This is a genomic window from Streptomyces sp. NPDC026394, from assembly GCF_055567735.1.
On sequence record NZ_JBVHPX010000033.1, the window covers coordinates 19,449 to 44,414 of the forward strand.

The 24,966-nt window shown below is 74.0% G+C and carries 26 protein-coding genes; 16 read left to right on the forward strand and 10 right to left on the reverse strand.

The genetic code is table 11. The features are described from left to right. The first annotated feature begins 89 nt into the window (after positions 1-89). Positions 90-914 carry an SAM-dependent methyltransferase gene (locus tag ACZ4QV_RS39115; RefSeq protein ID WP_467764191.1) on the forward strand — a complete coding sequence of 275 codons (825 nt, stop codon included), beginning with the start codon at positions 90-92 and terminating at the stop codon, positions 912-914. 46 nt (positions 915-960) lie between these two features. Here ACZ4QV_RS39115 and ACZ4QV_RS39120 read toward each other — a convergent pair whose 3' ends face one another. Both ACZ4QV_RS39120 and ACZ4QV_RS39125 read right to left on the reverse strand, forming a co-directional pair. Then, positions 961-1,161: a hypothetical protein gene (locus ACZ4QV_RS39120; RefSeq protein ID WP_361155066.1), complete on the reverse strand. Its 201-nt coding sequence runs from the start codon at positions 1,159-1,161 to the stop codon at positions 961-963. A 101-nt stretch (positions 1,162-1,262) separates the two neighbouring features. After that, positions 1,263-1,466 carry a CsbD family protein gene (locus ACZ4QV_RS39125; RefSeq protein ID WP_361585805.1) on the reverse strand — a complete coding sequence of 68 codons (204 nt, stop codon included), beginning with the start codon at positions 1,464-1,466 and terminating at the stop codon, positions 1,263-1,265. 235 nt (positions 1,467-1,701) lie between these two features. Between ACZ4QV_RS39125 and ACZ4QV_RS39130 the strand changes: the two genes are divergently transcribed. Continuing rightward, positions 1,702-2,805 carry a hypothetical protein gene (locus tag ACZ4QV_RS39130; RefSeq protein WP_361585802.1) on the forward strand — a complete coding sequence of 368 codons (1,104 nt, stop codon included), beginning with the start codon at positions 1,702-1,704 and terminating at the stop codon, positions 2,803-2,805. Positions 2,806-2,941: 136 nt separating this feature from the next. Then, on the forward strand, positions 2,942-3,553 hold the full coding sequence (locus tag ACZ4QV_RS39135) for a hypothetical protein (protein ID WP_361155063.1): 612 nt from the start codon (positions 2,942-2,944) through the stop codon (positions 3,551-3,553). An 81-nt stretch (positions 3,554-3,634) separates the two neighbouring features. On the opposite strand, the gene ACZ4QV_RS39140 is transcribed toward ACZ4QV_RS39135, so the two are convergent. The 3 genes from ACZ4QV_RS39140 to ACZ4QV_RS39150 form a co-directional block, all read right to left on the reverse strand. After that, a complete protein-coding gene (locus ACZ4QV_RS39140; protein ID WP_361155061.1) occupies positions 3,635-4,117 on the reverse strand; it encodes an NUDIX hydrolase in 483 nt (160 codons plus the stop codon). Positions 4,118-4,198: 81 nt separating this feature from the next. Next, positions 4,199-4,816: a hypothetical protein gene (locus ACZ4QV_RS39145; RefSeq protein ID WP_361155060.1), complete on the reverse strand. Its 618-nt coding sequence runs from the start codon at positions 4,814-4,816 to the stop codon at positions 4,199-4,201. A 117-nt stretch (positions 4,817-4,933) separates the two neighbouring features. After that, a complete protein-coding gene (locus ACZ4QV_RS39150; protein WP_361585797.1) occupies positions 4,934-5,734 on the reverse strand; it encodes a glutamate racemase in 801 nt (266 codons plus the stop codon). Between the two features lie 120 nt (positions 5,735-5,854). Here ACZ4QV_RS39150 and ACZ4QV_RS39155 point away from each other — a divergent pair, with 120 nt between their 5' ends. After that, positions 5,855-7,021 carry a glycosyltransferase gene (locus tag ACZ4QV_RS39155; protein ID WP_361585794.1) on the forward strand — a complete coding sequence of 389 codons (1,167 nt, stop codon included), beginning with the start codon at positions 5,855-5,857 and terminating at the stop codon, positions 7,019-7,021. Positions 7,022-7,028: 7 nt separating this feature from the next. Here ACZ4QV_RS39155 and ACZ4QV_RS39160 read toward each other — a convergent pair whose 3' ends face one another. Next, on the reverse strand, positions 7,029-8,357 hold the full coding sequence (locus ACZ4QV_RS39160; RefSeq protein WP_361585791.1) for a TerD family protein: 1,329 nt from the start codon (positions 8,355-8,357) through the stop codon (positions 7,029-7,031). Between the two features lie 260 nt (positions 8,358-8,617). Between ACZ4QV_RS39160 and ACZ4QV_RS39165 the strand changes: the two genes are divergently transcribed. The 4 genes from ACZ4QV_RS39165 (at position 8,618) to ACZ4QV_RS39180 (ending at position 11,529) form a co-directional block, all read left to right on the forward strand. Continuing rightward, a complete protein-coding gene (locus ACZ4QV_RS39165) occupies positions 8,618-9,079 on the forward strand; it encodes a DUF6643 family protein (protein ID WP_361155054.1) in 462 nt (153 codons plus the stop codon). A 91-nt stretch (positions 9,080-9,170) separates the two neighbouring features. Continuing rightward, positions 9,171-10,010: an MOSC domain-containing protein gene (locus ACZ4QV_RS39170; RefSeq protein WP_361155053.1), complete on the forward strand. Its 840-nt coding sequence runs from the start codon at positions 9,171-9,173 to the stop codon at positions 10,008-10,010. Between the two features lie 224 nt (positions 10,011-10,234). Beyond that, positions 10,235-11,077, forward strand: coding sequence for an MEDS domain-containing protein (locus tag ACZ4QV_RS39175; RefSeq protein WP_361155052.1), 843 nt, complete (start codon positions 10,235-10,237; stop codon positions 11,075-11,077). Beyond that, positions 11,071-11,529 (forward strand): ATP-binding protein, encoded by a 459-nt coding sequence (locus ACZ4QV_RS39180; protein ID WP_467764192.1) that lies wholly within the window; start codon positions 11,071-11,073, stop codon positions 11,527-11,529. The genes ACZ4QV_RS39175 and ACZ4QV_RS39180 overlap by 7 nt, the downstream gene beginning before the upstream one ends. 70 nt (positions 11,530-11,599) lie before the next feature. On the opposite strand, the gene ACZ4QV_RS39185 is transcribed toward ACZ4QV_RS39180, so the two are convergent. Beyond that, positions 11,600-12,340: a CBS domain-containing protein gene (locus tag ACZ4QV_RS39185; protein ID WP_361155050.1), complete on the reverse strand. Its 741-nt coding sequence runs from the start codon at positions 12,338-12,340 to the stop codon at positions 11,600-11,602. A gap of 249 nt (positions 12,341-12,589) precedes the next feature. Between ACZ4QV_RS39185 and ACZ4QV_RS39190 the strand changes: the two genes are divergently transcribed. Next, on the forward strand, positions 12,590-13,195 hold the full coding sequence (locus ACZ4QV_RS39190) for an Rv1733c family protein (RefSeq protein WP_361585784.1): 606 nt from the start codon (positions 12,590-12,592) through the stop codon (positions 13,193-13,195). 258 nt (positions 13,196-13,453) lie between these two features. After that, positions 13,454-15,910, forward strand: coding sequence for a right-handed parallel beta-helix repeat-containing protein (locus ACZ4QV_RS39195; RefSeq protein ID WP_361585781.1), 2,457 nt, complete (start codon positions 13,454-13,456; stop codon positions 15,908-15,910). 7 nt (positions 15,911-15,917) lie between these two features. On the opposite strand, the gene ACZ4QV_RS39200 is transcribed toward ACZ4QV_RS39195, so the two are convergent. After that, the gene (locus ACZ4QV_RS39200) at positions 15,918-18,377 is read right to left on the reverse strand and encodes a hypothetical protein (protein WP_467764193.1); all 2,460 of its coding nucleotides are present in this window, start codon (positions 18,375-18,377) and stop codon (positions 15,918-15,920) included. Between the two features lie 229 nt (positions 18,378-18,606). On the opposite strand from ACZ4QV_RS39200, the gene ACZ4QV_RS39205 reads away from it, so the two are divergent. After that, positions 18,607-19,452: a DeoR/GlpR family DNA-binding transcription regulator gene (locus ACZ4QV_RS39205; protein ID WP_361155045.1), complete on the forward strand. Its 846-nt coding sequence runs from the start codon at positions 18,607-18,609 to the stop codon at positions 19,450-19,452. 80 nt (positions 19,453-19,532) lie between these two features. Here the strand turns inward: ACZ4QV_RS39205 and ACZ4QV_RS39210 are convergent, their stop codons facing one another. Beyond that, complete coding sequence (locus ACZ4QV_RS39210) at positions 19,533-20,690, reverse strand: PLP-dependent cysteine synthase family protein (protein WP_467764194.1); 1,158 nt, start codon at positions 20,688-20,690, stop codon at positions 19,533-19,535. A 244-nt stretch (positions 20,691-20,934) separates the two neighbouring features. Here ACZ4QV_RS39210 and ACZ4QV_RS39215 point away from each other — a divergent pair, with 244 nt between their 5' ends. Further along, entirely contained in the window at positions 20,935-21,225 is a 291-nt protein-coding gene (locus ACZ4QV_RS39215) for a hypothetical protein (protein WP_030023665.1), read from the forward strand. A gap of 172 nt (positions 21,226-21,397) precedes the next feature. Next, entirely contained in the window at positions 21,398-21,946 is a 549-nt protein-coding gene (locus tag ACZ4QV_RS39220; protein WP_361585777.1) for an ATP-binding protein, read from the forward strand. A 120-nt stretch (positions 21,947-22,066) separates the two neighbouring features. Here the strand turns inward: ACZ4QV_RS39220 and ACZ4QV_RS39225 are convergent, their stop codons facing one another. After that, positions 22,067-22,378, reverse strand: coding sequence for an SHOCT domain-containing protein (locus ACZ4QV_RS39225; protein WP_361585774.1), 312 nt, complete (start codon positions 22,376-22,378; stop codon positions 22,067-22,069). Between the two features lie 222 nt (positions 22,379-22,600). Here ACZ4QV_RS39225 and ACZ4QV_RS39230 point away from each other — a divergent pair, with 222 nt between their 5' ends. The 3 genes from ACZ4QV_RS39230 (at position 22,601) to ACZ4QV_RS39240 (ending at position 24,927) form a co-directional block, all read left to right on the forward strand. Beyond that, a complete protein-coding gene (locus ACZ4QV_RS39230) occupies positions 22,601-23,182 on the forward strand; it encodes a TetR/AcrR family transcriptional regulator (RefSeq protein ID WP_361155039.1) in 582 nt (193 codons plus the stop codon). A 117-nt stretch (positions 23,183-23,299) separates the two neighbouring features. Then, positions 23,300-23,884, forward strand: a complete 585-nt coding sequence (locus tag ACZ4QV_RS39235) for a DUF4865 family protein (RefSeq protein WP_361585771.1) — start codon at positions 23,300-23,302, stop codon at positions 23,882-23,884. Beyond that, positions 23,878-24,927, forward strand: coding sequence for a phosphotriesterase family protein (locus ACZ4QV_RS39240; RefSeq protein WP_361585768.1), 1,050 nt, complete (start codon positions 23,878-23,880; stop codon positions 24,925-24,927). Before ACZ4QV_RS39235 ends, ACZ4QV_RS39240 begins: the two co-directional genes overlap by 7 nt. The last annotated feature ends 39 nt before the right edge of the window (positions 24,928-24,966 follow it).

Below are 24,966 nucleotides of genomic sequence, written 5' to 3' on the forward strand. Positions count from 1 at the left end.
CGGCCTCCCGCACGCGCCGGTGCAAGTCGGTGGCAGCGGGGTAGTGCTCCGGCGTCGGCACGGCAGCCGTACAGGGAGGCGGTCCTCTGATGAGCGAGCAGCACGGCGAACCGGTGGTGGACCTGCAACTCGACCGCGCCCACTCGGCGCGCATCTACGACTACTTCCTCGGCGGCAGGACCAACTTCCTCGCCGACCGCACGGCCGCCGCGAGCGTGCTCTCGGTCTTCCCGTCGGCGGCGGTCGCCGCGCGGATCAACCGTGAGTTCATGCACCGTACGACCCGTGCCCTGGCACGGGCGGGGCTGCGCCAGTTCCTGGACATCGGCACCGGCATCCCCACCTCGCCCAACCTGCACGAGATCGCCCAGGGCGTCGCGCCGGACGCCCGGGTGGTCTACACGGACGACGACCCGATCGTGCTGGCACACGCCGCCGCCCTGCTGCGCAGCACACCGCAGGGGCGCACCGCCTATCTCCAGGCGGACGTGACCGACCCGGCCGGCATCGTCACGGCGCCGCAGGTACGGCAGACCCTCGACCTCGGCCGCCCGGTCGCGCTGAGCCTGATCGCTCTGATGCACTTCGTGCCGGACGACGGGCAGGACCGTGCGCACCGGGTCGTCGAGCACCTCAAGGCGGCCCTGCCCAGCGGCAGCACGCTGGCCATGACCCACGCCACCGCCGACTTCGCCCCGGAGGCGATGGCCCGGATCTCGGACATCTACGCGGCGGCGGGCACGTCCGTGACCTTCCGTACGGAAGCCGGTTTCGCCCGTTTCTTCGACGGCTGGGAACTGCTGGAGCCCGGCATCACGCTGGCGCACCACTGGCGCCCGGACGACCCGGGCGAGGCGACGCGGGTCACGGACGCGGTGGCCGCCTCCTACGCCGCCGTGGCGCGCAAGCCCTGACGCGCCGGGCCGGAACGACCGCGGGATCCGGCCGCGGAGCAGGCGCCTATCGGCCGTTGCCCTGCTGGGCCGTGAACGCGGGCGGTGGCTGCACGTCGTGGATGTGCGGGAGCTGCGAGATCAGTTGTGTCGTCAGGACGGCTGTCGCGCCGAGGGCCTGGGGGACTTCCACGGCCTGCGCGGTGGTCTGGGCGGTGGCGGTGACCGAGCCCGCCAGCAGGGCCGCGGCGGCAATCTTCTTGATCATGCCGTGCACAACGAGCGCCCCGGCGCGCGGGTCACCCCGCCACCCGTACCGGTGTACGGACGGCGGGGTGCCGGGCGGGGCCCGATGGGCCGCCCCCCTGGTCAGGTGCTGCGGTCGCCCTTGTTCTTGAGGGAGTCCCGCACGCCCTCGGCCTGGCCCTTGGCCTCGTCCATCGCGTCCTTGGCCTTGCCCTTGGCCTGGTCGGCGCGGCCCTCGCCCTTCATCCGGTCGTTGCCGGTGGCGTTGCCCATCATCTCCTTGGCCTTGCCCTTGGCCTTGTTCATGGCGCTCTTGTCGTCGCCCATGCCCTGCTCCTCGGTCCGGTGGGTGGGACAGCACCACGCTGCCGCAGCCGGGCACCGGCCGCATCCGGAGGCGGCTACCGGTAGCGCGGGGCCCTTCCAGGCCGTCCGTACGAGGGAAGCGGCCATCACCGGTCCTCCCGGGCGGTTGCCCACGCCGCCTCCATTGACCTCTCCGACCGCCGGGGCCAAGGTGTCCCCCGCAGTCCCGGACCGCTTCGACTCCAAGGACGCTCCCATGCGAAGACGCAGCTTCGTCAGCGGCCTGGCGGGCACCGCCGCGGGCCTCGGCCTGGCCGGCGCCGCGGCCCCCACGGCCACCGCGGCGGCCTCCCCCGCCACAGCCCCCGCCTCCGGCTGGTCCGCCGTCCCGGTGCCCGACGCGCGGCCGGGCGCCCGGCTGTACGGCGTGGCCGCCGACGGGCCCGGTCTCGCCTGGGCCGTCGGCGTGGAGGGCATGGGCAACGTCAGCGACGGGACGGCGGTCGCGCTCCGCTGGGACGGCGCCGCCTGGTCGCGTACGGATCTGGGGCAGCTCGCTTCGCCCGGCCCCCTGACCGCGGTCACGTGCGCCGACTCCCGTACCGCCTGGGCGGTCGGCGCCGGCGGTCTGCTGCTGGCCTGGGACGGCACGACCTGGCAGAAGACGCCGTACCCGGGCCAGGGCGGGACCGGCACCACGGTCACCGACGTCGCGGCTGCCGCCGACGGCCGGGCATGGGCCAGCGGCCGGCACGACGGGCGCGCGGGGCTGCTGCACTGGGACGGCCGCCAGTGGCGCTGGTGCGCTCCGCTGCCGGACGCGGCGGCTCCCACTCCGGGGCGCGTCCATGTGACACCTGGCGGCGAGGTCTGGGTGTACGGCGACGTCATCGCGCGCTGGGACGGCGCCTGGACCGTGATTCCCCGCACCACCGGCATCCGCGCGACCGTCTCCGGGCTGCTCCCGGTGGCCCACGACGACATCTGGCTGACCGGGTACGGCTACGGCATCGGCGGCCCGCCAGGGAAACCGCCCGGCGTCGTCTTCGAGCGCTGGGACGGCGCACGATGGACGCCGGTGGAGGCGCCGTACGGCGTCGGCCTGCTCAGCTCCGTCAGCGGGGACCGGCAGGGCCGCCCCGACCGGATCACCGGCTGGGACTTCTGGGACCAGAAACGCTCCCACTACCTGCGGTGGGACGGCACCTCCTGGGTGAGCGAGCGCGGCCCCGAGATGCCCGAGACGGCCCTCATGACGGACCTGACGCACATTCCCGGCACGTCCGCCTACTGGTCCGTCGGCACCACGTCCTTCTACGCGGGCACCACCGCCCGGATGCACATCGAACGCCTCGGGTGAGCGCGACGGCGGACGGGCGGGCGGGGTCCGGCGTTCACCCGTTCGCCTGTTCCGGATCGCAGCCCGCGCGGCAGGCTCCTAGCGTCCGTACGGCGGAGCTTCCCGCCTGCGCCTCCCGCGGCCGAAGGAGTTCGACATGCGCCGGCTCATCGCCGTACCGACCGCCCTGCTGGCCCTCGCCGTCGCCGCGTGCGGTGGCAGCGGACCGGACGACACCGCGGCCTCCCCCGCCGCTTCCGGCTCGGGCCCGGGCGCGAGTCCGACGAAGAGCCTGAAGGGCGGCCCGGACGGCGGCGGCAGCGTGCGTCCGTCGGAGCCGGGCGGCTCCGCCTCCGGCGTGCCCGGCCAGCCGCTGGACTGCGGCGCGCTGCCCGACGCCATGGGCGAGGGCCTGACCGCGCAGCTCTTCTCCGGGCCCGGCGCCGGACCGACCGCGGACTGTGCCGAGGCCCGGAGCGTGATGGCGGAGTTCTTCCGCAAGGCGGACGCTGCCCAGCCGTCGCTGACGGTACGGGGCTGGGAGTGCCAGTACGAGAACGGGCCCACCGGCACCTGGCTGAGCAGTTGCCGCAAGGACGGCGGACGGCAGCAGATGCACACCGAGGAGGCGGGCCGCTCCTCGTCGCCGGACGTCCCCGGGGAGTCACCGGGCGATCCGGGCCAGTCCGAGCTGCCCGGAGGGCCCGAGGGGCCCGGCGGGGGTGAGGAGTCGCAGACCTCGATCCGTCTCCCCCGGATGCACGTCTGAGGCGGCCGCCGGGCCCTCCGGCCGCTCCCGCCGAAGGCCGAGCCGGAACCGGAACCGGAGCCCGAGCCGCCCCGCTCCGGACTACCGCCCCTGCCCGATGCCCGCGAACCAGGCGGGCCCGTCGTCCATGGCCATCTTGATCCGCGCGACCGAGAACTCCTCCAGTTGCGGCAGGGCGTCCAGCGCGAACCAGCCCACCTCCAGCGACTCGTCGTCGTTGACGGCTGCCGCGCCGCCGACGGCGCGGCAGCGCAACGAGATGTCCATGAACTGGCACATGTCGCCGTTCGGGTAGCGGACCCGCTGGAGCGCCTCCACGAGGATCACCCGTTCGGGGACCACGTGCACCGCGGTCTCCTCGAACACCTCGCGCACCGCCGTCTCGGCCGGCTGCTCCCCCGGCTCCGGGATGCCGCCGATGATCGACCACATCCCGTTGTCCGCTCTGCGGCCGAGCAGGAGACGGCCGCGGTCGTCGTAGACCACGGCGCTCACGCCGGGGAGCCACAGGAGCTGGTGGCCGATACCGGCCCGGAGGTCACGGATGAAGTCGGGTGTCGCCATACTGCGCACCCTAACGAGCACCGGACGACGGATGCGTCACCCACACGATCGGGAACGCTCGTACGGCCACCGGGGCGGGCCTCAGGCGCCGGTGCCGCGGCCCTTGTCGATCCCGCATCTGCCACGGATGCAGCGCACCGCGTTCTCCGCGTCGTCCACCGTGATCGTGAAGCTGCGGCCGTCGCCGAGCCGGAGCACCACCGCCTCGCCGCGCCGTACGACCACGGCCGTGCCCTGCTCGGGGCGCCAGCGGTAGCCCCAGCCGCCCCAGTGGCGCGGGGTGACGCGGGGCGCGAAGTCGGCGCCGACGACGTGGTCGAGGGGGATCCGGCGGCGGGGCAGCCCCATGTGGCCGCACCGCACCTCCAGGCACTCCTTGTCGACCCGTACGGCCACATGGACGAAGGCGAGGGTCCCGAAGAGCACCAGCAGTCCGGCCAGGACACAGCCGACCACCGACATCAGCAGCGGCGCCAGAGCGGTCGTCCAGGCGCTGTCGACGGCCAGCTCGATGCCCAGGGCCAGACAGGCCGCGCCGATGCCGGCCAGGAGCCACTGCACCCGGTTGGTGGCGCGTCCGTGCCACTCCTCGGGGACGTCCGCGGGGTCTCGGTGGCTGCCGGAGGCACCTCCGTCGTCGCCGACCGGGCCGCCGTGCTCGCCGGGGGCTGCTGCCCCCTCGTGGGGGTGGTCCCTCATGTGTCGCAGCGTACGCGCCTTTGCCCGCCCTGGCAGCGTGTCGCGCGCCTCGCGGGGCCTCAGGGCCTGTCTTTGAGCCCCCCGCCTGCGCAGCGACCGGGGTTCAAAGGCAGGCTTTCAGTGGCGGGCGGGTTCCCCGGCCTGCGCCGCGCCGGACAGGAGTCGTCCCTCGTCATAGGCGAGAGCGGCCTCGGGAAGGCGTCCGGGGCGGCCGCTGAGAAGGACGGTGACGGTGCCGGTGGGGGCGGCCGAGGGGGCCGGGTCCGCGCCGATGCGGCGCAGTGCCTGGGCGGCGACCGCCTCGGCGGAGCCGAGCAGGACGAGCGCGGGGGCGCCGGGCTGCTGGAGGGCGGCGCGGATGCGCTCGGCGACCAGTTCGTAGTGGGTGCAGCCGAGGACGACGGTCCGTACGTCACGCGGTGTGCGCGCGGCGGCGGCCGTGACGGCGGCGTCGATCGCGGCCTCGTCGGCGGTCTCGACGGCGTCGGCGAGCCCGGGGCAGGGCACGCCGGTGACCTCGACGCCGGAGGCGAACTGCTCGATCAGGTCGCGCTGGTACGGGCTGCCGGTGGTGGCCGGGGTGGCCCAGATGGCGACCGGGCCGCCGGTGGCGGCGGCGGGCTTGATGGCCGGGACGGTGCCGATGACCGGCAGTCCGGGCTCCAGCTCGGCCCGCAGGGCGGGCAGGGCGTGCACGGAGGCGGTGTTGCAGGCGACGATCAGGGCGTCCGGGCGGTGCGCGGCCGCGGCACGCGCGACGGCGAGCGCGTGCGCCGCGATGTCGTGCGGCGGGCGCGGTCCCCACGGCATACCGTCCGGGTCGGAGGAGATGACCAGGTCGGCGTCGGGCCGCAGCCGCCGTACCGCGGCGGCCGCCGCGAGCAGGCCGGTACCGGAGTCCATGAGCGCGATCTTCACCCGGACACTTTACGCCGGGCCGCCCGGTACTTGTCATACCGGTGACGCCGGTCCGCCTCGCCCCTGAGGCGGCCCGCCGGGTTCCGGCCACGGCGGGTGCCGGTGCGGCAGACTGCGGGCGTGGGAGCGACGGAGTGGATCGGTGCCGGGTCGCTGGCGGCCTGGGTGTGGCTGGCGCTGGGGCAGGGCTTCTTCTGGCGTACGGACGTACGGCTGCCCGCGCGGGCCGATCCGGAGCGGTGGCCGCCGGTCGCCGTCGTGGTCCCGGCCCGGGACGAGGCCGCGGTGCTGCCGGTGAGCCTGCCGTCCCTGCTGGCGCAGAAGTATCCGGGGCGGGCCGAGGTGGTCCTCGTCGACGACGGCAGTACGGACGGGACGGGCGAGCTGGCCCGGGAGCTGGCCGCCGGGCGGGGCGGGCTGCCGCTGACCGTCACCGCGCCCGGCGAGCCGGAGCCGGGCTGGACGGGCAAGCTGTGGGCGGTACGGCACGGCATGGCGCTGGTCCGGGAGCGCGGCGACGCGGAGTACGTGCTGCTGACGGACGCGGACATCGCGCACTCCCCGGACAGCCTGCGCGAGCTGGTGGCCGCGGCGCGCTCGGCGGAGCTGGACCTGGTGTCTCAGATGGCGCGGCTGCGGGTGGTCTCGCCCTGGGAGCGGCTGATCGTCCCGGCCTTCGTGTACTTCTTCGCGCAGCTGTATCCCTTCCGGTGGGTCAACCGGCCGGGTGCGCGTACCGCCGCGGCGGCCGGCGGCTGTGTGCTGCTGCGGCGTGCGGTGGCCGAGCGGGCCGGGCTGCCCGACAGCATCCGGCACGCGGTGATCGACGATGTGACGCTGGCCGGGGCCGTGCGGCGGGCCGGTGGCCGGATCTGGCTGGGGCTGGGCGACCGGGTGGAGAGCGTGCGCCCGTACGCGGGGCTGGGCACGCTGTGGCGGATGGTCTCGCGCAGCGCCTACGCACAGCTACGGCACAATCCTCTGCTGCTGGTGGGGACGGTGGCCGGGCTCGCGCTCGTCTACCTGGCGCCGCCCGCCACGCTGGCCGCCGGTCTCGCGGCCGGGAGCGCGACGGCCGCGGCGCTGGGCGGTGCCGCGTGGGCCGTGATGACCGGGACGTACCTGCCGATGCTGCGCTACTACCGGCAGCCTCTCCGGCTCGCGCCGCTGCTGCCGTGCACCGCTCTGCTCTACCTCCTGATGACGGTCGACTCCGCCGTCCAGCACTACCGGGGGCGCGGGGCCGCCTGGAAGGGCCGGACGTACGGGGCGCCGGGCGCGTCCTGAGACGCGCTCACTTGCTGGCCGGGGACCAGTTCAGGCCCCAGCCGTACGCCTCGTCGACGGTGCGCTGCGGGCTGACGCCCGGCGCGGGCACCAGGTAGCGGGCTTCGCGCTGGACGACCAGCTCGCTGCCGGTGTTGGTGATGAGGGCGAGGGCGCAGACGTTCGACGGGACGGTGCATTCGTCGAGCGAGAAGTCCACGGGGGCGCCGTACTGGGGCTGGAGGGTGACCGTGGCGTGCAGTCCGGCGAAGCTGCCGGCGCCCGCGTAGACGGTGACGAAGACGAGGATGCGCTTGATGCGGTCCTGGTGGTCGAGGTTGATCGTCAGGTTCTCGCCGGACGCGGCGGCGCCGGTGCGGTCGTCATGGTCGAGCTGGATGTACGGCGGGGCGTGCAGGGTGCCGAAGTTGCCGCCGATGGGATGGACCACGCCCGCGCTGCCGTCGGTGAGTTCGTACAGCGCGCACAGGTCGAGGTCCAGGTCGCCGGACCGCGGCAGCAGAGCGCCGCGGGCGCCCAGCGCTTCCATGGTCCTGCGGCCCAGCTTCTTGCCCAGGCGGGAGGCGGGTTTGCCGGCCTGCTGCCAGTTCAGGTTGACCCGCATCGCGCCCGAGGTGCCGCCCTGCTTCGTCAAGGAGACGGCGGGCGCCTCCTTCGTGAGGGTGACCTTCGACAGGCTCACGGGCGGGGCGGGGGCAGGCACCGGCGGCGCGCCGTACGGCTGGGCGGGCGGAGCGGTGGGGGGTGCCGGAGGTGCGGCGGGGGCCGGGGCGGCGGATGGGGCCGGGGCGGCGGCCGGGGCCGGGGGCTCCTCCTCCACGCTGATGCCGAAGTCCGTGGCCAGCCCGGCCAGCCCGGTGGCGTACCCCTGTCCGACCGCCCGGAACTTCCAGGCGCCCTGCCGCCGGTAGAGCTCCCCGAGGACGAAGGCGGTCTCGGCGGTGGCGTCCTGACTGTCGAAGCGGGCCAGTTCGGCGCCGCTGCCCGCGTCGAGCACCCGGATGTGCAGTCCGGCCACCTGGCCGAAGGTGCCCCCGTCGGCCGAGGCGGCGAGCACCACCTTGTCCACGGCGGGCTCCAGCCGGGCCAGATCGACGGACAGGCTGTCGGTCGCGGCGTCCCCGGCGGGCCGCTTGCCCTCGTGGCGGACGGCGCCCGAGGCGTGCGCGGGCTGGTTGTAGAAGACGAAGTCGGCGTCGTCGCGGACCTTTCCCGCGGCGGTCAGCAGCAGCGCGGACGCGTCCACGTCCGGGGTGCCGGGGCCGGTGCGCCACCCCAGTTCCAGCCGTACCGACGTGGCCGGTACCGCGACGTTGCTCCCCTTGGGCATCGGCATCGTGGCGCCTCTCTCTCGCTTCGCTCGCCCGGGCTCCGGTGCGGTGCCCCTTCCTGCACGGTGGCAGGTTCCAACCTACTTGCCGAAAAATGTCCGCCGTTCATCTGATGTGGACACCGCCTTTACACGATCCCTACGGGCGTTCGCGACCGATTTTGCCAAGTTCGCTCACATTGTGGATCGCGGGCTTCACACGACACGTGAAACAACCCTCTTTTCAGGCTCCCCAACCGGCACATCGTGGGCTTAACTTAAGAGGTATGACCTCCCCCCGCTCTACCTACGGCGGCGGCTACTACGCTTCGCCGTCCTTCCCGGACACCCCGATCTACGACTCCCTCGTCGCCGAGCGCGGCACCCCGCAGATTGCCCCGATCCGGGTCGAGTTGCCCTATGACTCGGGCTCGTCGTACATGCCGGCCCTGCCGTCGGCGCTGCCCGCGCTGCCCGCCGCGCCCTCCCAGCCGTATTCCGGCCAGGGTCATCAGGGTGCCGCGGCCCAGCCGGTCGCCCCGCTGCAGAGCACCCCGGCGCCGTACATCCCGCAGCAGGCGGGCCCCCGCGGCTACCCCGCCCAGCAGCAACAGCCCCAGCGCCCCGCCGGCAACGGCGGCACGGGCTACGACGCGATGCGCCCGGCCGGTCCGGTCGCCCCGCGCCCCGCGCCGTCTCCGTACGACGATCCGTACGGCGGCCGTCAGCAGTATCCGCGCGGGTACTGACCGACGGGCCGTACGCGGGCGGAGAACCGGTCCTGCACGACCGGGCGGCACCGGTGCCGGTGCCGCCGCGGGGGCCTGGCAGGATGAGGGCATGCCGAACCCTTTCCTCCAGGCCATCCACCGGTATCCGGTCAAGTCCGTGGCGGGGTCAGGCCCCGGCGAGGCGGTCGTGGAACCGTGGGGGCTCGCCGGGGACCGTCGCTGGATGCTCGTCGACGACGAGCACCGGTTCGTCACCCAGCGCGCCCGGCCCCGGCTCGCCGCGGCCGCCGCGGCGGAACTCCCGGACGGCGGCGTACGGCTGACGGCGCCGGACATGCCGCCGCTGACCGTCGGGGTGCCGGAGCCCGGGACGACGGTCACGGTCGAGGTGTGGGGGGACAAGGTCGAGGCGGTGCCCGCGTCCGGCGCCGCCGCCGAGTGGTTCAGCAGCTACCTGGGCGTACCCGTGCGACTGGTGCACATGGACGAGCCGGGCCGGCGGCGCCCCACCGACCCGGACTACTCACGGCCGGGTGAGACCGTCAGCTTCGCCGACGGCTTCCCCCTGCTCCTCACCACCACCTCCTCGCTCGGCGCCCTCAACGCGCTCATAGACGAGGGCGGCCACGCCCACGAGGGCCCCCTGCCGATGGACCGCTTCCGCCCGAACGTCGTGGTGGACGGCACCGCGCCCTGGGACGAGGACGCGTGGCAGCGGATACGTATCGGCGAGGTCGTCTTCCGCGTGGTGAAGCCGTGCGGCCGCTGCGTGATGACCACCACCGACCAGCGGACCGGGCAGCGCGGCAAGGAGCCGCTGCGCACCCTGGCCCGCCACCGCCGCGTCGGTGACCAGCTTCTCTTCGGCCAGAACCTGATCCCGGAGGGCACCGGCACCCTCCGCGTCGGCGACCCCTTCGAGGTGCTCTCCCGCCGCCCGGAAGCCTGACCTCCGCTCCTCCTCCCGCCCCCGTGCCCGGTACGGCGGGCGCCTGACGCCCCGTCGGCCGCGGCGCCCGCCCCGGCCGCGGAGCGCACGGCCGCATTGCGGGCGCGTGTCCGGCTGCCTACAGTGAGCGCACGGCGATGCCGACAGCGGGAGCCGTGGGGAGTGTCTAGGTGCCGATGCCGACCTGGGAACCGCCCGGAGACCATCTCATTCCGGTGCAGCACATGCGTCCCGGGGACCACGCCTTTGTGAGCTACGACGACGACGAGGTGCGCTGGGAGGTCATGACCGCCTTCGTACGGCTCGGACTCGCCCGGGGCGAGAAGGTCGTGCTCTTCCCGGACCCGTGGCTTCCGGAAGCCGAGGTGCTGGCCCGGCTCGACTTCACCGGCCGCAGCACCGTGACGGCCCGCGAACGGGGGCAGTTGGTGCTGAGCAGCATGCGCGGGCTGATCCGCCCGGACCTCCGGTTCACGCCCGAGCGGCAGCTCGGGCGGCTGCACTCGGAGACGGCGCGGGCGGCCGCCGAGGGTTTCACCGGCCTGCGGGCCTTCATCGACATGCGGTGGGTGCCCGATTTGAATGCCGACGTGCGGGTGATGATGCACCGGGAGACGCATGCGGACGCGCTGTTCGACGGCCGTCCGTACAGCGAGATCTGCGCCTACGACCGCCGCTGGTTCAGCCGCGAGGTGCTGCACGCGATGGACCGGGCCCATCCGCGCAGCCTCCTGGAACGGCTCGGCAGCCTGCGGTCGGTGCGCGGCGGGGACGGCAGTGTGCACTTCATCGGCGACGCGGACACCACCGCCCGCCGGCCCTTCAGCACCGCGTTGGAGCTGGCGCTGTCCGGCAGCGCCGGCGCCCGCCGGCTCACCGTCGACCTGACCAGGCTGCATCTGCTGTCGGTGGGCTGCGCCACCGCACTGATCACACTGGCCGGCCGGGCCACCGGTCACGATCTGGTCGAGGTCCGCTGCGACCGCGTACACGCCCGCACGCTGCACCGGCTCGGCGCGGGCTCGGTGCCCCGGCTGGCCATGACGGAGGTGATACGGCCGTGCTGACCCCGGACCCGGCCACGTCCGAGGACGGGCCGGTCGACATGAGGACCGCCACCTGCCTGCTGCGGCGCCGCTTCACCGCGCGGCTGCTGCCGCAGTTGCGGCTGCTGGTGGAGGAGTGCGCCCTGCGCGAGGGCCTGGCGGAGCCGCGGCGCGGGGAGTTCGTGCTGGCCGTGGACGAGATCGCGGGCAACGCCGTGGAGCATGCGGGCGGCTCGGGCCGCCTGGTGCTGCGGCGCATCGGTGACGAACTGGAGTGCCGTATCAGCGACTCGGGCCCCGGCTTCAGCGAAACGGTGATTCCCGAACTGCTGCCGGGGCTAGACGGGGCACACCACGGGCGCGGGCTGTGGCTCGCGCGCCTGGTGGCGGACCGGTTCACGGTCCGCCCCGGCGACTCGGAGGCGTCCGGCGCGCGGGGGGCCGAGGTCACGCTGGCGGTACGGGTGCGGTGACGCGCGCGGAGCGGCGGGCAGGCCCTGCCGGTCCCGCCCGTACTACCAGCCCCACCCGTCCCCCGCCGCCTCAGCGCGTCCCTTCCTCCGGAGCCCGCAGCCACTCCTGCGCCCGGTCGCGCACGATCTGCTCACCGTGCTGTTCGGCGGCGTCGTCGTGCTCGTACTCCAACTGGTCCACCACCGCGACCACCCCGTCGATACGCCCCGCCAGCCGCAGCGCCATCGGCACCTCGCTGCTGCGTCCCAGCCGCCCCGACAGCGTGACCACACCCGCCCGCACGGCCACGCCGAGCGCGCCGGGCTTGAGGCCGAGGGTGCGCACCAGCACCTCGGTGATCAGCTCCTCGCGGATCTCCTCGTCCGGGCGCAGGAAGACCTTCAGCAGGTCGCTGCGGGTCACCAGTCCGCACAGCCGGCCCTCCGCGTCGACGACCGGCAGCCGGTCCAGCTTCCCGGTCACCATCAGCCGGGCGGCCTCGGTGACGGTCTGGTGGGGGCCGATCGTCACCGGTGGCGAGGTCATCAGCTCGCCCGCCCGCAGGCTGCGTTTCCTGGCCCGGGCCGCGCGGGCGCTGCCGGTCAGCCGGCGCCGGTGGTACCAGCGGTTCTGCAGCATGTCCTGGGCAGCCTGGCGGTACATCAGGTCCGTCTCGGAGATGACGCCCACGACCTTGCCGTCACCGTCGACGACGGGCAGCCCCGTCTTGCGGTGCCGGCTCAGCAGATTGACCACTTCCCTGAACGACGTGGTGTGCCGGGCCCTGACGACCTCGGTGTTCATGAGCCGGCCGACCTGTCGGTGATCCATCGCGGGGCCTCCCTCACGCAGGGATACAGTGTCGGCCGCCGCCGGGTACGGCTGAAGGCCCGGCACGCGGCGATACGGCGCGCGCCCCGCAGGTGAGGGAGGGCCGTGCGGGCTCCGCGCCGTACGCGCTTCGGCGCCCCGTCCGCGCTGCCCCGCGGCACACCGCCGGTGATTTCGCTCTCCGTCCGCCCCGTCCGTGCATGACGCGCGCCGGACGAGGTACCTGCGGACACGGAGAGGGGGCACGACGTGGTACGAGTCATCGCGGGACTGTGGCGCTGGCGGCGCAACCCGCTGCGCCGGACGACCGACCTCCTGGAGGCGTGGGTGGCGCTGACCGCCTTCCTGGTGCTCGTGCTGGGCGGCGGCTTCGCGGGCCTCGCGGCGGGCAGTGCCGCCCACGACGCGCTGCAACGCTCCGTACGGACCCAGGCACAGCAGCGGCACCAGATCTGGGCGACGGCGGACCGGGCCGCTCCGCGCCCTTCCGCGGCCACCGACCCCGAGGCCGCCGCGGGCCGGGAGACGCACCGTCGGGTGGCGGCCCGCTGGACCGCGCCGGACGGCAGCGAGCACAGCGGCCCGGTCGCCGCCCCGGGGCCCGTACGGGCGGGCGAGCGGTTCCTGATCTGGACCGACGCGCGGGGCCGGGTGGTGGCGCGGCCGCTGGACCCGAGCACGGCGCGGGCCCACGCGGTACTCGCGGGGCTCGGCGCGGCGGCCGTCACGGGAGCCGTGGCCGCGGGCGGCCGGGAGCTGGTGACACGCCGGATGCTGAACCGCCGATACCGGCGCTGGGAACGGGAGTGGGAGCGCGTGGGCCAGGACTGGGGACGGGCCGGAGCGGGCAGCTGACCAGGGGGCGCGGGCTGCGGAAGAGGCCGCGGCCCGGTCCCGGAAAAGGCTTCCGGATGCCCGTACGGTGGGGTCTCCGGCGTCCTGGACGAACTCCCGCACATACAGGCTGACCATGTCATCCGGCGCCCGCCGGGCGCGCTACGGTGGAGCGGCCAGCCTCCCGGCTGGGGGTCCCGGGCACACGTACGCGGACATACGCGGACGTACAACTGCCGGGCCGGTAACAGCCGCACGAGGTGGGGGCACGACAGCGCCATGGCACAGGGCTCGGTCCAGGTGACGCACACGGGCACATCGCGGTGGCGGCGCCGCACGGGCGAATACAGCTCGCTGGCCGCGGCCCTGGAAGCCGCCGGGGACGGCGACGTACTGACCGTGGGTGCCGGTACGTACCGCGAGAACCTCGTGCTGCTGCGCGCGGTGACGCTGCGCGGTCCCGAAGGCGCGCGCGGGTCGGTGCGGATCGCGCCCGCCGACGGTGTCGCGCTGACCGTACGGGCCTCGGCGACGGTCCAGGACCTCCAGGTGGAGGGGCAGGACTCGACGGCGCCCGCGATCCTGGTGGAGGACGGCGCGCCGGAGCTGGACGGGCTGCGGGTGGTGACGCGTTCGGCGTCCGGCATCGAGGTACGCGGCGGGGCGCGTCCGACCGTACGCCGCTGCACGGTCGACAACCCGGGCGGTGTGGGCATCAGTGTGCTGGACGGTGCCGGCGGGATCTTCGAGGAGTGCGAGGTGGTGACCGCCGGACAGTCCGGGATCGCGGTGCGCGGCGGCGCGCACCCGCGGCTGGAGAACTGCCGGGTGCGGAACGCCTCCGGCGCGGGCCTGTCGGTCGACGGCGAGGGCAGCGGCGTGGAGGCGTTCGGCTGCGAGCTGTACGAGATCAAGGGCGCGGGCGTGCAGATCGCCTCGCGGGCGAGCGGTCAGCTCACCGACTGCTCGGTGCACCGGACCTCGGCCGACGGCATCACCCTGGACACCGACGCGGTGCTCACGCTCGCCGACTGCGACATCCACGACATCCCGGAGAACGCCGTGGACCTGCGGTCCCGGTCGGTGCTGACGCTGACCCGCAGCACGGTGCGGCGCTTCGGCCGCAACGGGCTGTCCGTGTGGGACCCGGGCACCCGGGTGGACGCCAACCAGTGCGAGATCCACGACAGTACGGGTGACTACCCGGCGGTGTGGGTCAGCGACGGTGCCACCGCCGTCCTGGACTCGACGCGGGTGCACGACGTGCCGGACGCGCTGTTCGTCCTGGACCGGGGCTCGCGCGCGGACGTGGTGGACTCCGACCTGTCCCAGGTGCGCAACACGGCGGTGTCGGTGAGCGACGGCGCGACCGTACAGCTCGACGACTGCCGCATCCGGGAGGCGGCGACCGGCGCGTGGTTCCGCGACCACGGCAGCGGCGGCACACTCGCCAACTGCACCATCGACGCGGCGCAGACCGGCGTGATCGTGACCAAGGGCGCCGATCCCACCGTCGAGCGCTGTGTGGTCAGCTCCCCGGCCGAGGCGGGTTTCTACGTCTCGGCGGAGGGCCGCGGTACGTTCAACGGCTGCCGGGTGACCGGAAGTTCCGGGTACGGGTTCCACATCATCGACGGCTGCCGTACGACGCTGGCGCACTGCCGCACCGAGCGGTGCGCGCGCGGCGGGTACGAGTTCGCGGACAGCTCCGCCGCGCAGGGCGAGGGGTACGCGGGCGGGCCGTCCGTACGGGACTGCACCAGCGACGAGAGCCGGGCGGCCGGGGAACCGGCGGTGGCGGCGCCGGCGGTACGGGCGCCGGCCGGCGTGCCGGTGACGCAGACGGCCGGGCTGCTCGGCGCCGTACCGGCGCAGACCGTCCTGCCGCCGCCCGCGCCGGACCCCGCCGGGACCGCCGCGGAGAACCGGCCCTCCGAGGAGGTGCTCGGCGAACTGGACAAGCTGGTCGGCCTGGAGAGCGTCAAGCGCGAGGTGCGCAGCCTGATCAACATGATCGAGGTGGGGCGCCGGCGGCAGGAGGCCGGTCTCAAGGCCGCCTCCGTCCGCCGCCACCTGGTCTTCACCGGCTCCCCCGGCACCGGCAAGACCACGGTCGCGCGGCTCTACGGCGAGATCCTGGCCGCGCTGGACGTCCTGGAGCGCGGGCACCTGGTGGAGGTGTCCCGGGTGGACCTGGTCGGCGAGCACATCGGTTCCACGGCGATCCGTACGCAGGAGGCGTTCGACCGGGCGCGCGGCGGGGTGCTGTTCATCGACGAGGCGTACGCGCTCTCGCCGGAGGACTCCGGGCGGGACTTCGGGCGCGAGGCGATCGACACGCTGGTGAAGCTGATGGAGGACCACCGGGAGGCGGTGGTGGTGATCGTGGCCGGGTACACGGCCGAGATGGAGCGCTTCCTCGCCGTCAACCCGGGTGTGGCGTCCCGCTTCTCACGGACCATCACCTTCGGCGACTACGCGCCGGAGGATCTGCTGCGGATCGTCGAGCAGCAGGGTGAGGAGCATGAGTACCGGCTGGCCGAGGGGGCGGGCGAGGCGCTGCTGAAGTACTTCACCGCGCTCCCCAAGGGCCCTTCGTTCGGCAACGGTCGGACCGCCCGGCAGACGTTCGAGTCGATGGTCGAGCGGCACGCGGGCCGGGTCGCCCTGCTGGCCGACCCGGACACCGACGACCTCACGCTGCTGTACGCGGAGGACCTCCCCGACCTGCCCTGACGGCCAGTCAGCAGCCGCCGCCCGTCCCGTTGGTACCGCGCTGACGCGGTACGCCCGCCCCGAGCCGGGCGATCAGTACGGCGCGGGTCTCCTCGAACACCGGGTCGGACTGGTAGTCACCGTGCCCCAGGATCTGTGCGGGCAGCGGATGCTGGAGGGTCCGCCCGAAGGCCAGCGGATCGCGCAGCGGCCCGAGGTCGATGTCCGGACCGTCCTCGCAGGTGAGCCGCACGGGACCGCCGATGGGGTCGGTCAGCCGCCACAGGTTGCGCCAGTCGTCCATCTCCCGGTGCAGCCCGGTCAGCGCCTCCGGCCCGAAGCAGGCGGGGAACCACCGCCCGTACAGGCGCTCCAGCGGCGAGCCGTACGTCAGCAGCGCGACCCGGCTGCGGGTGACCAGGTCCAGCTGCCAGACGGCTGCCGCCGCCAGCACACTGCCCTGGGAGTGACCGGAGATGACCAGGCGGCCGTCGTTGTTCTCGGTCCAGGTGGCCATCCGCCACGTCAGGTCGGGGACGGCGCGCTCGGCGTAGCAGGGCGGCGCGAAGGGGTGCGCCGCGCGCGGCCAGAACGTGCCGACGTCCCACAGAATGCCGACGGTACGGCGGGTGGAGCGGTCGCGGTAGGCCCGCCAGCCCATGACGGCGAGCAGCAGGACACCGGCGCCCATCAGCCAGGAGCCGAGCGCCTCCGCCGTCGCCGCGGCCGTGTGCACCAGCAGCGGCGCCTGCTCCGTGGCGCGTCCCGGCGCCCGGTCGGTGAGCCAGGCGCCGGCCACGGCGCCCGCGCCCAGCACCAGCGTGACCAGGCAGACCGCGCCGACCAGGACCGGGGCGGAGTCCGTGAGTCCGGCCCGCGCGATGGTCCCCGCGATCCGGCGCACCCGCTGCTCGTCGGGCCGCTCCTGCTTGTCGTACAGCCCCGGGATGTCCGGTTCCACCTTGCGGCGCACCAGCAGCACCTGGACGCCGGCCAGGACGGCGAAGATCGCGACGACCACCAGGAGCACCGGCAGCACCGACGCCTGCCAGGACAGTACGACGGCCGGACCGGCGATCGGGTCGCCCGGCCGCCCGGGGGTCGCGCCGCCGTCCATCCAGTCCGCCAGCCGCTGCGCAGCTCCCCCGGTGAGGACGCCGCCCAGCGCGCAGCCCAGCAGGGCGACGGCCGCGCCGTGGAACCCTTTCAGCGCGGCGCGCCCGTCGCCGTGCCCGTGGCGCCGTGCGGCGTTCTGCAGGAAGCCCGCGGTGACGAGGAGGCCGAGGACCAGCAGGCCTTGGAGGACGGCGATGCCGCCGAAGGCGCCGCTGCCGGGCAACCGGTCGTCGCTGACCCAGCCGGGCCGGGACCAGGCCGTGTGGACGGCGGTCAGGACGAGGGCGACGAGCGCGGCGAACGGCAGCACCTTGACGACGAAGCGGTCGTGGTGCTCGTCCGGTTCGGCCTCGCAGCGCGCGGTGCGGCAGACGACCCGGACGGTGAGCGCCACGAGCAGCAGGACCAGTGCGAGCAGCACCCGGCCGAGCGCGGACAGCGCCCCGCCGTGCCCCGTACGCCGGTCGAAGTCCAGCCCGGTCACGAGCAGGGCGACGGCGATGGTCAGCAGTCCGGCCGCGGTGTGCGCGGCGCGCAGCCGGGCCACCACCCGGCGGCCGTACCAGAAGCCGCGGCGGGTCAGCGCGGGACGCTGGTCGGGCGGGACGTCACGGGAGGTGCCGGGGCGGCGCGGCGGCGGCGAGGCGGACTCGTACGCGCTCCACGTACGGCGGGAGAGCCACCACAGGAAGCCGACGAGCAGCAGCGGCATCAGGGCGGCGATCACGACGCGGCGGCCGGGCCCGCTCCAGGTGCCGCCCTGCTCGGGGCTCATGAAGCCCATCCAGGACTTGCCGGCCGCGCAGGCGGCGCTGCCCGCGCACTGCCAGGCGGTCAGGTCCAGGGCCACTTCGCAGGCGGCGGCGACCAGCAGGACGGTGAGGCTGAGGGCGAGGAGGCGGACGAGGATGTCGTACACCTGGTGGCCCCTGTGGTGCGAGGGGGCGGCGGGGCGCATCCAGTGGGCGAGGTTGGCGACCATGAAGGGCAGCAGGATCAGCCACAGGGCGCGGGCTCCGTTGCCGGAGGTGAGGTTGCACCAGCAGTACGCCTCGCGGATCGGTTCGGCGCGGTAGTCGTCGGGGCGCTGTTCGGCGTCGGCGTCGACGGTCCTGCGGTACACGGCGGCGGTGTCGTCGCCGGTGATCAGGACGGTGCGCGGGTCGCCGAGCATCCGCTCCGGAGTCGTGCCGCCGACGCCGTGCACGAGCAGTTCCAGGGCCAGTTGCCGCTCGCCGGGCGGGGCGGTGCCCGGCGTGTGCCCGTCCGGGACGGTGTCCGGGCCGTCCCCGTCCGGGGCGGTGTCCGGCTCGTCCGGTGCGGCGTCCGGGTGGTCCGGTGCCGTTCGGTGCGTGCTGCTTCCGCTGTCCACTGGTCTTTCCCCCGATGCCGTACGTGCCGGTCGGCGCCGCACGGTACCCGGCGGCGCCTTCCACTGTCATGTCATGCTCAATGAGCACCCGCGTCTCCGGGCGCCCGCCTCGCGCCTGCCTTCTTCCCGGTTCCGCGGGCGCACACCCCACCCCGGCGGGGCGGATGCGCCCGCTGCCGCGTGCGAGGATGTGAACGCAACGGCAGCCGGGCGGAAGGGACAGGCCGGGGTGAGCGACAATCAGAACCTGCTCGCGGAGCAGCGGCGCGCTCTGATCCTCGACGAGGTCAGACGGCGCGGCGGCGTCCGCGTGAACGAGCTGACCCGCAGGCTCAACGTCTCGGACATGACGGTCCGGCGCGACCTGGACGCCCTCGCCCGGCAGGGCATGGTGGAGAAGGTGCACGGCGGCGCGGTCCCGGTCAGCGAGCCGAGCAGCCACGAGCCGGGCTTCGAGGCCAAGTCGGGGCTGGAACTGAGCGCCAAGGAGGACATCGCCAAGGCGGCGGCCCGGATGGCCGCGCCCGGCGGCGCCATCGCCCTGGCGGGCGGCACCACCGCGTTCGCGCTGGCCCAGCAGTTGCTGGAGGTGCCGGACCTGACGGTCGTCACCAACTCGGTACGGGTCGCCGACGTGTTCTACACCGCACAGCGGGCGGCGGCCGGCGGCAGCCAGACGCCCCGGGCGGGCGGGGCGACCGTGGTGCTGACCGGCGGGGTACGCACTCCCTCGGACACCCTGGTGGGCCCGGTGGCGGACGCCGCGATCCGCTCCCTCCACTTCGACGTGCTCTTCCTCGGGGTGCACGGCATATCGGTGGAGGCCGGCCTGTCCACGCCCAACCTGGCCGAGGCGGAGACCAACCGCCACTTCGTCCGCTCCGCCCGCCGCGTCGTGGTGGTGGCGGACCACACCAAATGGGGCACGGTGGGGCTCAGTTCCTTCGCCTCCCTGGAGGACGTGGACGTCCTGGTGACCGACCGCGGCCTGTCGGCGCAGGCCCGTACGGAGATCGCGGAACTGCCGCCGGAACTGGTCGTCGCGGGCGAACCGGGCGACGGCACGGATCTCTGAAGCCCGGCGCCGGGGCGGACCTCCGAAGGCCGGGCGTCGGCCCTTGGAGGACCGGCGGCCGGCCCGGCGTGCCGGGTGGCTCAGCCCGGCCAGCTCCCGGTCGCCAGGAAGCTGTCGATCGTCGCCGCGTACGGCGCGATGTCCAGGCCCTGCTCCTCCAGCCAGCTGTCCGAGTAGTACTTGTCCAGGTAGCGGTCGCCCGGGTCGCAGAGCAGGGTGACGACCGAGCCGGTGCGCCCCGCGGCGACCAGCTCCGCGACGATCTTCAGCGCGCTCCACAGACCGGTACCCGTCGAGCCGCCCGCCTTGCGGCCGATGGCCCGCTCCAGGGCCCGTACGGCCGCCACGCTCGCCGCGTCCGGGACCTTCATCATCCGGTCGACGGCGCCGGGCACGAAGCTGGGCTCCATGCGCGGCCGCCCGATGCCCTCGATGCGTGAGGCGGTGGCGCAGTCCGTCTTCGCGTCGCCGGTGCGCCAGCCGTCGAAGAAACAGGAGTTCTCCGGGTCGGGCACGCAGATGCGGGTGTCGTACTGCATGTAGTGCACGTAGCGGGCGATGGTCGCCGAGGTGCCGCCGGTACCGGCCGTGGCGACGATCCAGGCGGGCTCCGGGTACCGCTCCAGGCGCAGCTGCTGGTAGATCGACTCGGCGATGTTGTTGTTGCCCCGCCAGTCCGTCGCCCGTTCGGCGTAGGTGAACTGGTCCATGTAGTGGCCGCCGGACTCGGCGGCGAGCCGGGCGGAGACCGCGTAGACGGTCCGCGGGTCGTCCACGAGGTGGCAGGTACCGCCGTGGAACTCGATCAGCCGGGTCTTCTCCCGGCTGGTGGTGGCGGGCATCACCGCGATGAAGGGCACACCGATCAGACTCGCGAAGTACGCCTCCGAGACCGCGGTGGAGCCGCTGGAGGACTCGATGACGGGCTTGCCGGGCCGGATCCAGCCGTTGCACAGCCCGTAGAGGAACAGCGAACGGGCCAGCCGGTGCTTGAGGCTGCCGGTCGGGTGGGTCGACTCGTCCTTCAGGTACAGGTCGATGCCCCACTCCTCCGGCAGCGGAAAGCGCAGCAAATGGGTGTCGGCCGTCCGGTTGGCGTCCGCCTGCACCTTGCGGACGGCCTCCTTGAGCCAGCTCCGGTAGTCCGGATCGCTGCGGTCCACGTCCACGGTCGGCATCGGACAGCCGCTCCCGGGCACCCGGTCGGCGGGGCTGTGTGATGACTGTGCGGTGCTCATGGCGCGCTCCCCGACGTCGTACGGAGCCCGCGCGGAACGCCGGGCCGGTTCCGACTATAACCACCTGCCACACGCTTCTCACCTGCATAAACAACCCTTTGAGCAACTCCAAGCACCACCTGGGACCGGACCGTGGGCGAGCTTTGGCCAAGGGGTACTGGTGCACACGGCACGACGCAGGCAGACTGCGCACCAAGGGGGCGGGTGGAGAGCGCACGCCCGACGTGCTGAGGAGGTGATCGCCATGGCGGAGCCCGAGTTCAACGCGACCGGGGTGCGCATAGAGAAATGGTTGCTCCGGTCGCTCACCCGGGCGGGCCAGGTCGTGATCAAGGACGGCAGGCTGGCCCTGCTGACGAGTTACGGCACCGAGATAGACAGCGCGCCGGTGCAGGCCGTACAGGCGCACAAACCCCTGTTCGCGGCCCGCGACCGGGCACTGGCGACCCTCAACGGACACCGTTACTCGCTGACGCTGGGCACCCCGGACCGCTTCCTGGACGCCGTACGCGCGGCACGCTCCGCTCGCGCTTGACAGGGTCTCTCGGGGGACGGTGCGGTTGCGGGAGCGCACTGGTGGGACGACCCTGGACTCGTATCACTGAGGGTTCACCAGCGGTGACACTGTGGTGGAAGTGCGGCATCGCTGGATCCGATCTTCGCCCCCGTCGTACGAGGGCGCCCGACCTCATCAGGGAGTCGCGGTCGTGATCAGGCAGCCCAGCAGACACTGCACGGTGGAGCTCCAGGCCCTTCCGGCCCGGATCGGCCAGGTGCGCAGAATCGTATCGGCACAGCTCCGGTACTGGCGTCTCGACGCCTTGATAGACCCGGCGGCGCTCGGCGTGACCGAACTGCTGGCCAATGTGCACCAGCACGCCGTGCCCAGCAAACAATGCACCGTCGAACTGCTCGTCCTCCTGGACCAACTGACGGTCTCGGTACGCGACCTGGACCCCCGGCTGCCCCGGGTGCGGACGGCCGGAACCCTCGACACCGAGGGCCGCGGACTGTCGCTGATCGACGCTCTGAGCGAGAGCTGGGGAGTGCGCCCGGACGGTGGCGGCAAGGTCGTCTGGTTCACGCTCCCCGCGCTCTCGCTCGCACCGGAGGAAGCGGTACGCCGTACGTCGGTGGGGCGCTCGTCGTGCGCGCGCGCCACAGCGGCACGCGAACCGGCGCTCGCTCCGGCCGAACCGCCCCTGCGCGCTGCGGTGGACACCCGTCCGCGGGTGCGGGGCGCCGGAGTCGCTTGAAGGGCCGGGGCGGGCGCGCGGCATGAACGTTCACGGCGCGCGGCGTAGGGCGCTTTGAGTGCTACAAGCGCTTTGAGTGCCCACGGCACGCGGCGTCGAGCGCCGACGGGGCCCGCCCGCTCACGCCGCCCCGCCCTTCGGACCGGTACCGAACCGCTCGTCCAGGACGGAGAGCCGGCGCCAGTACTCGTCCTCGTCGATCTCCCCGGTCGCGAAGCGCCGGGCGAGCACGTCGATGGGCGACGGTTCGGCACGGCCTGCCGGGGCGGGACCGGCGCCCCCAGGGCCGCCGAACGGCTTCCGACGACCGCGCCGCACGGTACGCCGCAGCAGGGTGACCACCCCGAACGCCACGGCCGCCCAGAACAGCGGGAAGAGCAGGAACCAAGGGCCGGGGCCGCCGCCGGTCCACGGGTGCGCAAGCTCGTACATGAAAGATCAGCTCCTTGTCGTCGGGCACCGTCTCGGCGCGACTGCGTGGTTCACCCTTCCGAGCCTGGCCCGCCGGGGGCCGCCGGTCGTCGTACGGCTGACGACACCGTGCGTACGGCGAGGGAAGTACGTGATACGGAATCAGGCGCTCCGGGCGGGTCCGTCCATCCGTTCCGAACACCCGGGTCGATTTCTGTAACTACTGGTATGTACAGTCACTGCATGACCACCTCCGAACGGCTCGTCGAGAGCACCAGGGAGCTCCTCTGGGAGCGCGGCTTCACCGGCACCAGCCCGAAGGCGATCCTGCAGCGCGCCGGCGTCGGGCAAGGCAGCATGTACCACCACTTCACGGGCAAGTCCGACCTCGCGCTCGCCGCCATCCGCCGTACCGCCGAGGTCATGCGGGACACCGCCGACACCGCCCTCTCCGGGGACGGCGGCGCCTGCGACCGGGTGCGGGCCTACCTGCTGCGCGAGCGCGACGTGCTGCGCGGCTGCCCGGTGGGCCGGCTGACCATGGACCCGGACGTCATCGCCGATCCGGCGCTGCGGCAGCCCGTCTTCGAGACGCTCGACTGGCTGCGCGGCCGGATCGCCGGAATCCTCCGCGAGGGGTGCGAGCGCGGCGAGTTCGACGCGGAGCTGGACCCGGAAGAGACCGCGGCCGCCGTCGTCGCCACCGTGCAGGGCGGCTACGTACTGGCCCGCGCCGCCGGGTCCCCCGCCCCCTTCGACACCGCGGTACGCGGCGTACTGTCCCTGCTCGCGGCCCGCACCACCGGCCCGGCTCCCGCCGCCTGACGTCCCGTCACCGCGGCCACCCGCCCCTCATCCGCACCCGCATCCGCACCCGCAATGACGCCGAGCGGGCCGCGTGAGCCCGCACCCCACCCTTTCGCCCACCCACTCGGAGCACCCGTGCACGCCATGCAGTACACCGTCACCCTCCCCGCCGACTACGACATGGGGACCATCCGCGACCGGGTACGGACCCGGGGGCATCTCCTCGACACCTGCGCAGGGCTCGGGATCAAGGCGTACGGCATCCGAGAACGCGGTGTCGACGGTTCGCCCGTCAATCAATACGCGCCGTTCTACCTCTGGGCCGATCCCCTGGCGATGAACCGTTTCCTGCTCGGCGACGGCTTCCGCGGCGTGATCCGCGACTTCGGCCGCCCCGAGGTGCGGCACTGGACGGGCGTCCACCACGAACGGGGACCGTCCGCCGGAGCGGTGCCGGGCTCCTTCGTCCGCCGCATCCAGCCGCTCGCCGAGGTGACGGATCCGGCCACCGCCGTGGCGGAAGCGGTGGCGGGTCAACGGCGGCTGGCCCGTACCGACGGGGTGCACACCACCGCCCTCGCGCTCGACCCACGGCACTGGGAACTGGTGCACTTCGCCCTCTGGGAAGGCACCGCGCCCGCATCGGACGGGGAGCGCTTCGAGGTGCTGCACCTGTCCGCGCCGGGGGCCGGGCAGCTGCCGACCGGGGCGCGGTGGTGAACGCGCGTCGGCAACCCGCCGTCCGTACGGTGTCGGGAGACGTCTCCCCCGCTTCGCTGGGCCTCTGCGACGCCCACGACCACCTGTTCCTGCGCAGCCCGCGGCTCCCCGGCCAGGAACTCGACGACACCGGCGCGGCGGCGGCCGAGCTGCGGGCCTTCCGGGAGGCGGGCGGCGGCACGGTGATCCAGTGGACGCCGTACGGAATGGGGCGGCGCGCCGGTGAACTGCGGCGGCTCGCCGAGGATTCAGGGGTGCGGATCGTCGCGGCGACGGGGCTGCACCAGGCGGCGCACTACGCGCCCGAGGTGCTGGAGCGGGTGGGGGCGAAGGGCGGTGCGACCGGCTCCGGCGGGGGCTCCGTGGACCTGGCGGCGCTGTTCGTGGCGGAGTTGACGACGGGGATCGGGAGCTGGTCCGGGAGCCGCGGTGACGGCCGTACGGATACGGCCGACGGCACCGACGCGCGCCCGAGAGCCGGCCTGATCAAAGTCGCCGGCGGCTTCCACGGCCTGGACGCGCACGCCCGGTACACCATGGCCGCCGCGGCCGAGGCCCACCACGCCACCGGCGCCCCCATCGGCGTGCACCTGGAACTGGGCACCGGGGCCGAGGACGTCCTCGACCTGCTGTGCGGGAGGCTGGCGGTACCGCCGCGGCGGGTCGTCCTGGGCCATCTCAACCGCGCCCCCGACCCGGTGGCCCACCGGTCGGCCGCCGCTGCCGGGGCCTATCTGGCGTTCGACGGGCCGTCACGCGCCCACCACGCCACGGACTGGCGGCTGCCCGACGCGCTGGCCACGCTCGCCGACGCCGGGTACGGGGACCGGCTGCTCCTCGGCGGCGACACGACGACGGCGGCGGCCCGGTCGGTCAGCGGCGGGCCCGGCATGCCCCATCTGCTGCGCCGCCTGCGGCCGCGGCTCGAACTCGCCCTGGGCGCCGAGCTGGTACGGAACATCTTCACGACGCATCCGGCCCGCGCGTTCGCGGTGGAGTGGGAGCAGGCGGGAGGCGCCGGAGACCGGCGGGCGGGCGGCTGAGGCCGGTGGGGGGACGGCCGAAACCGGAGGGGGGCCGGC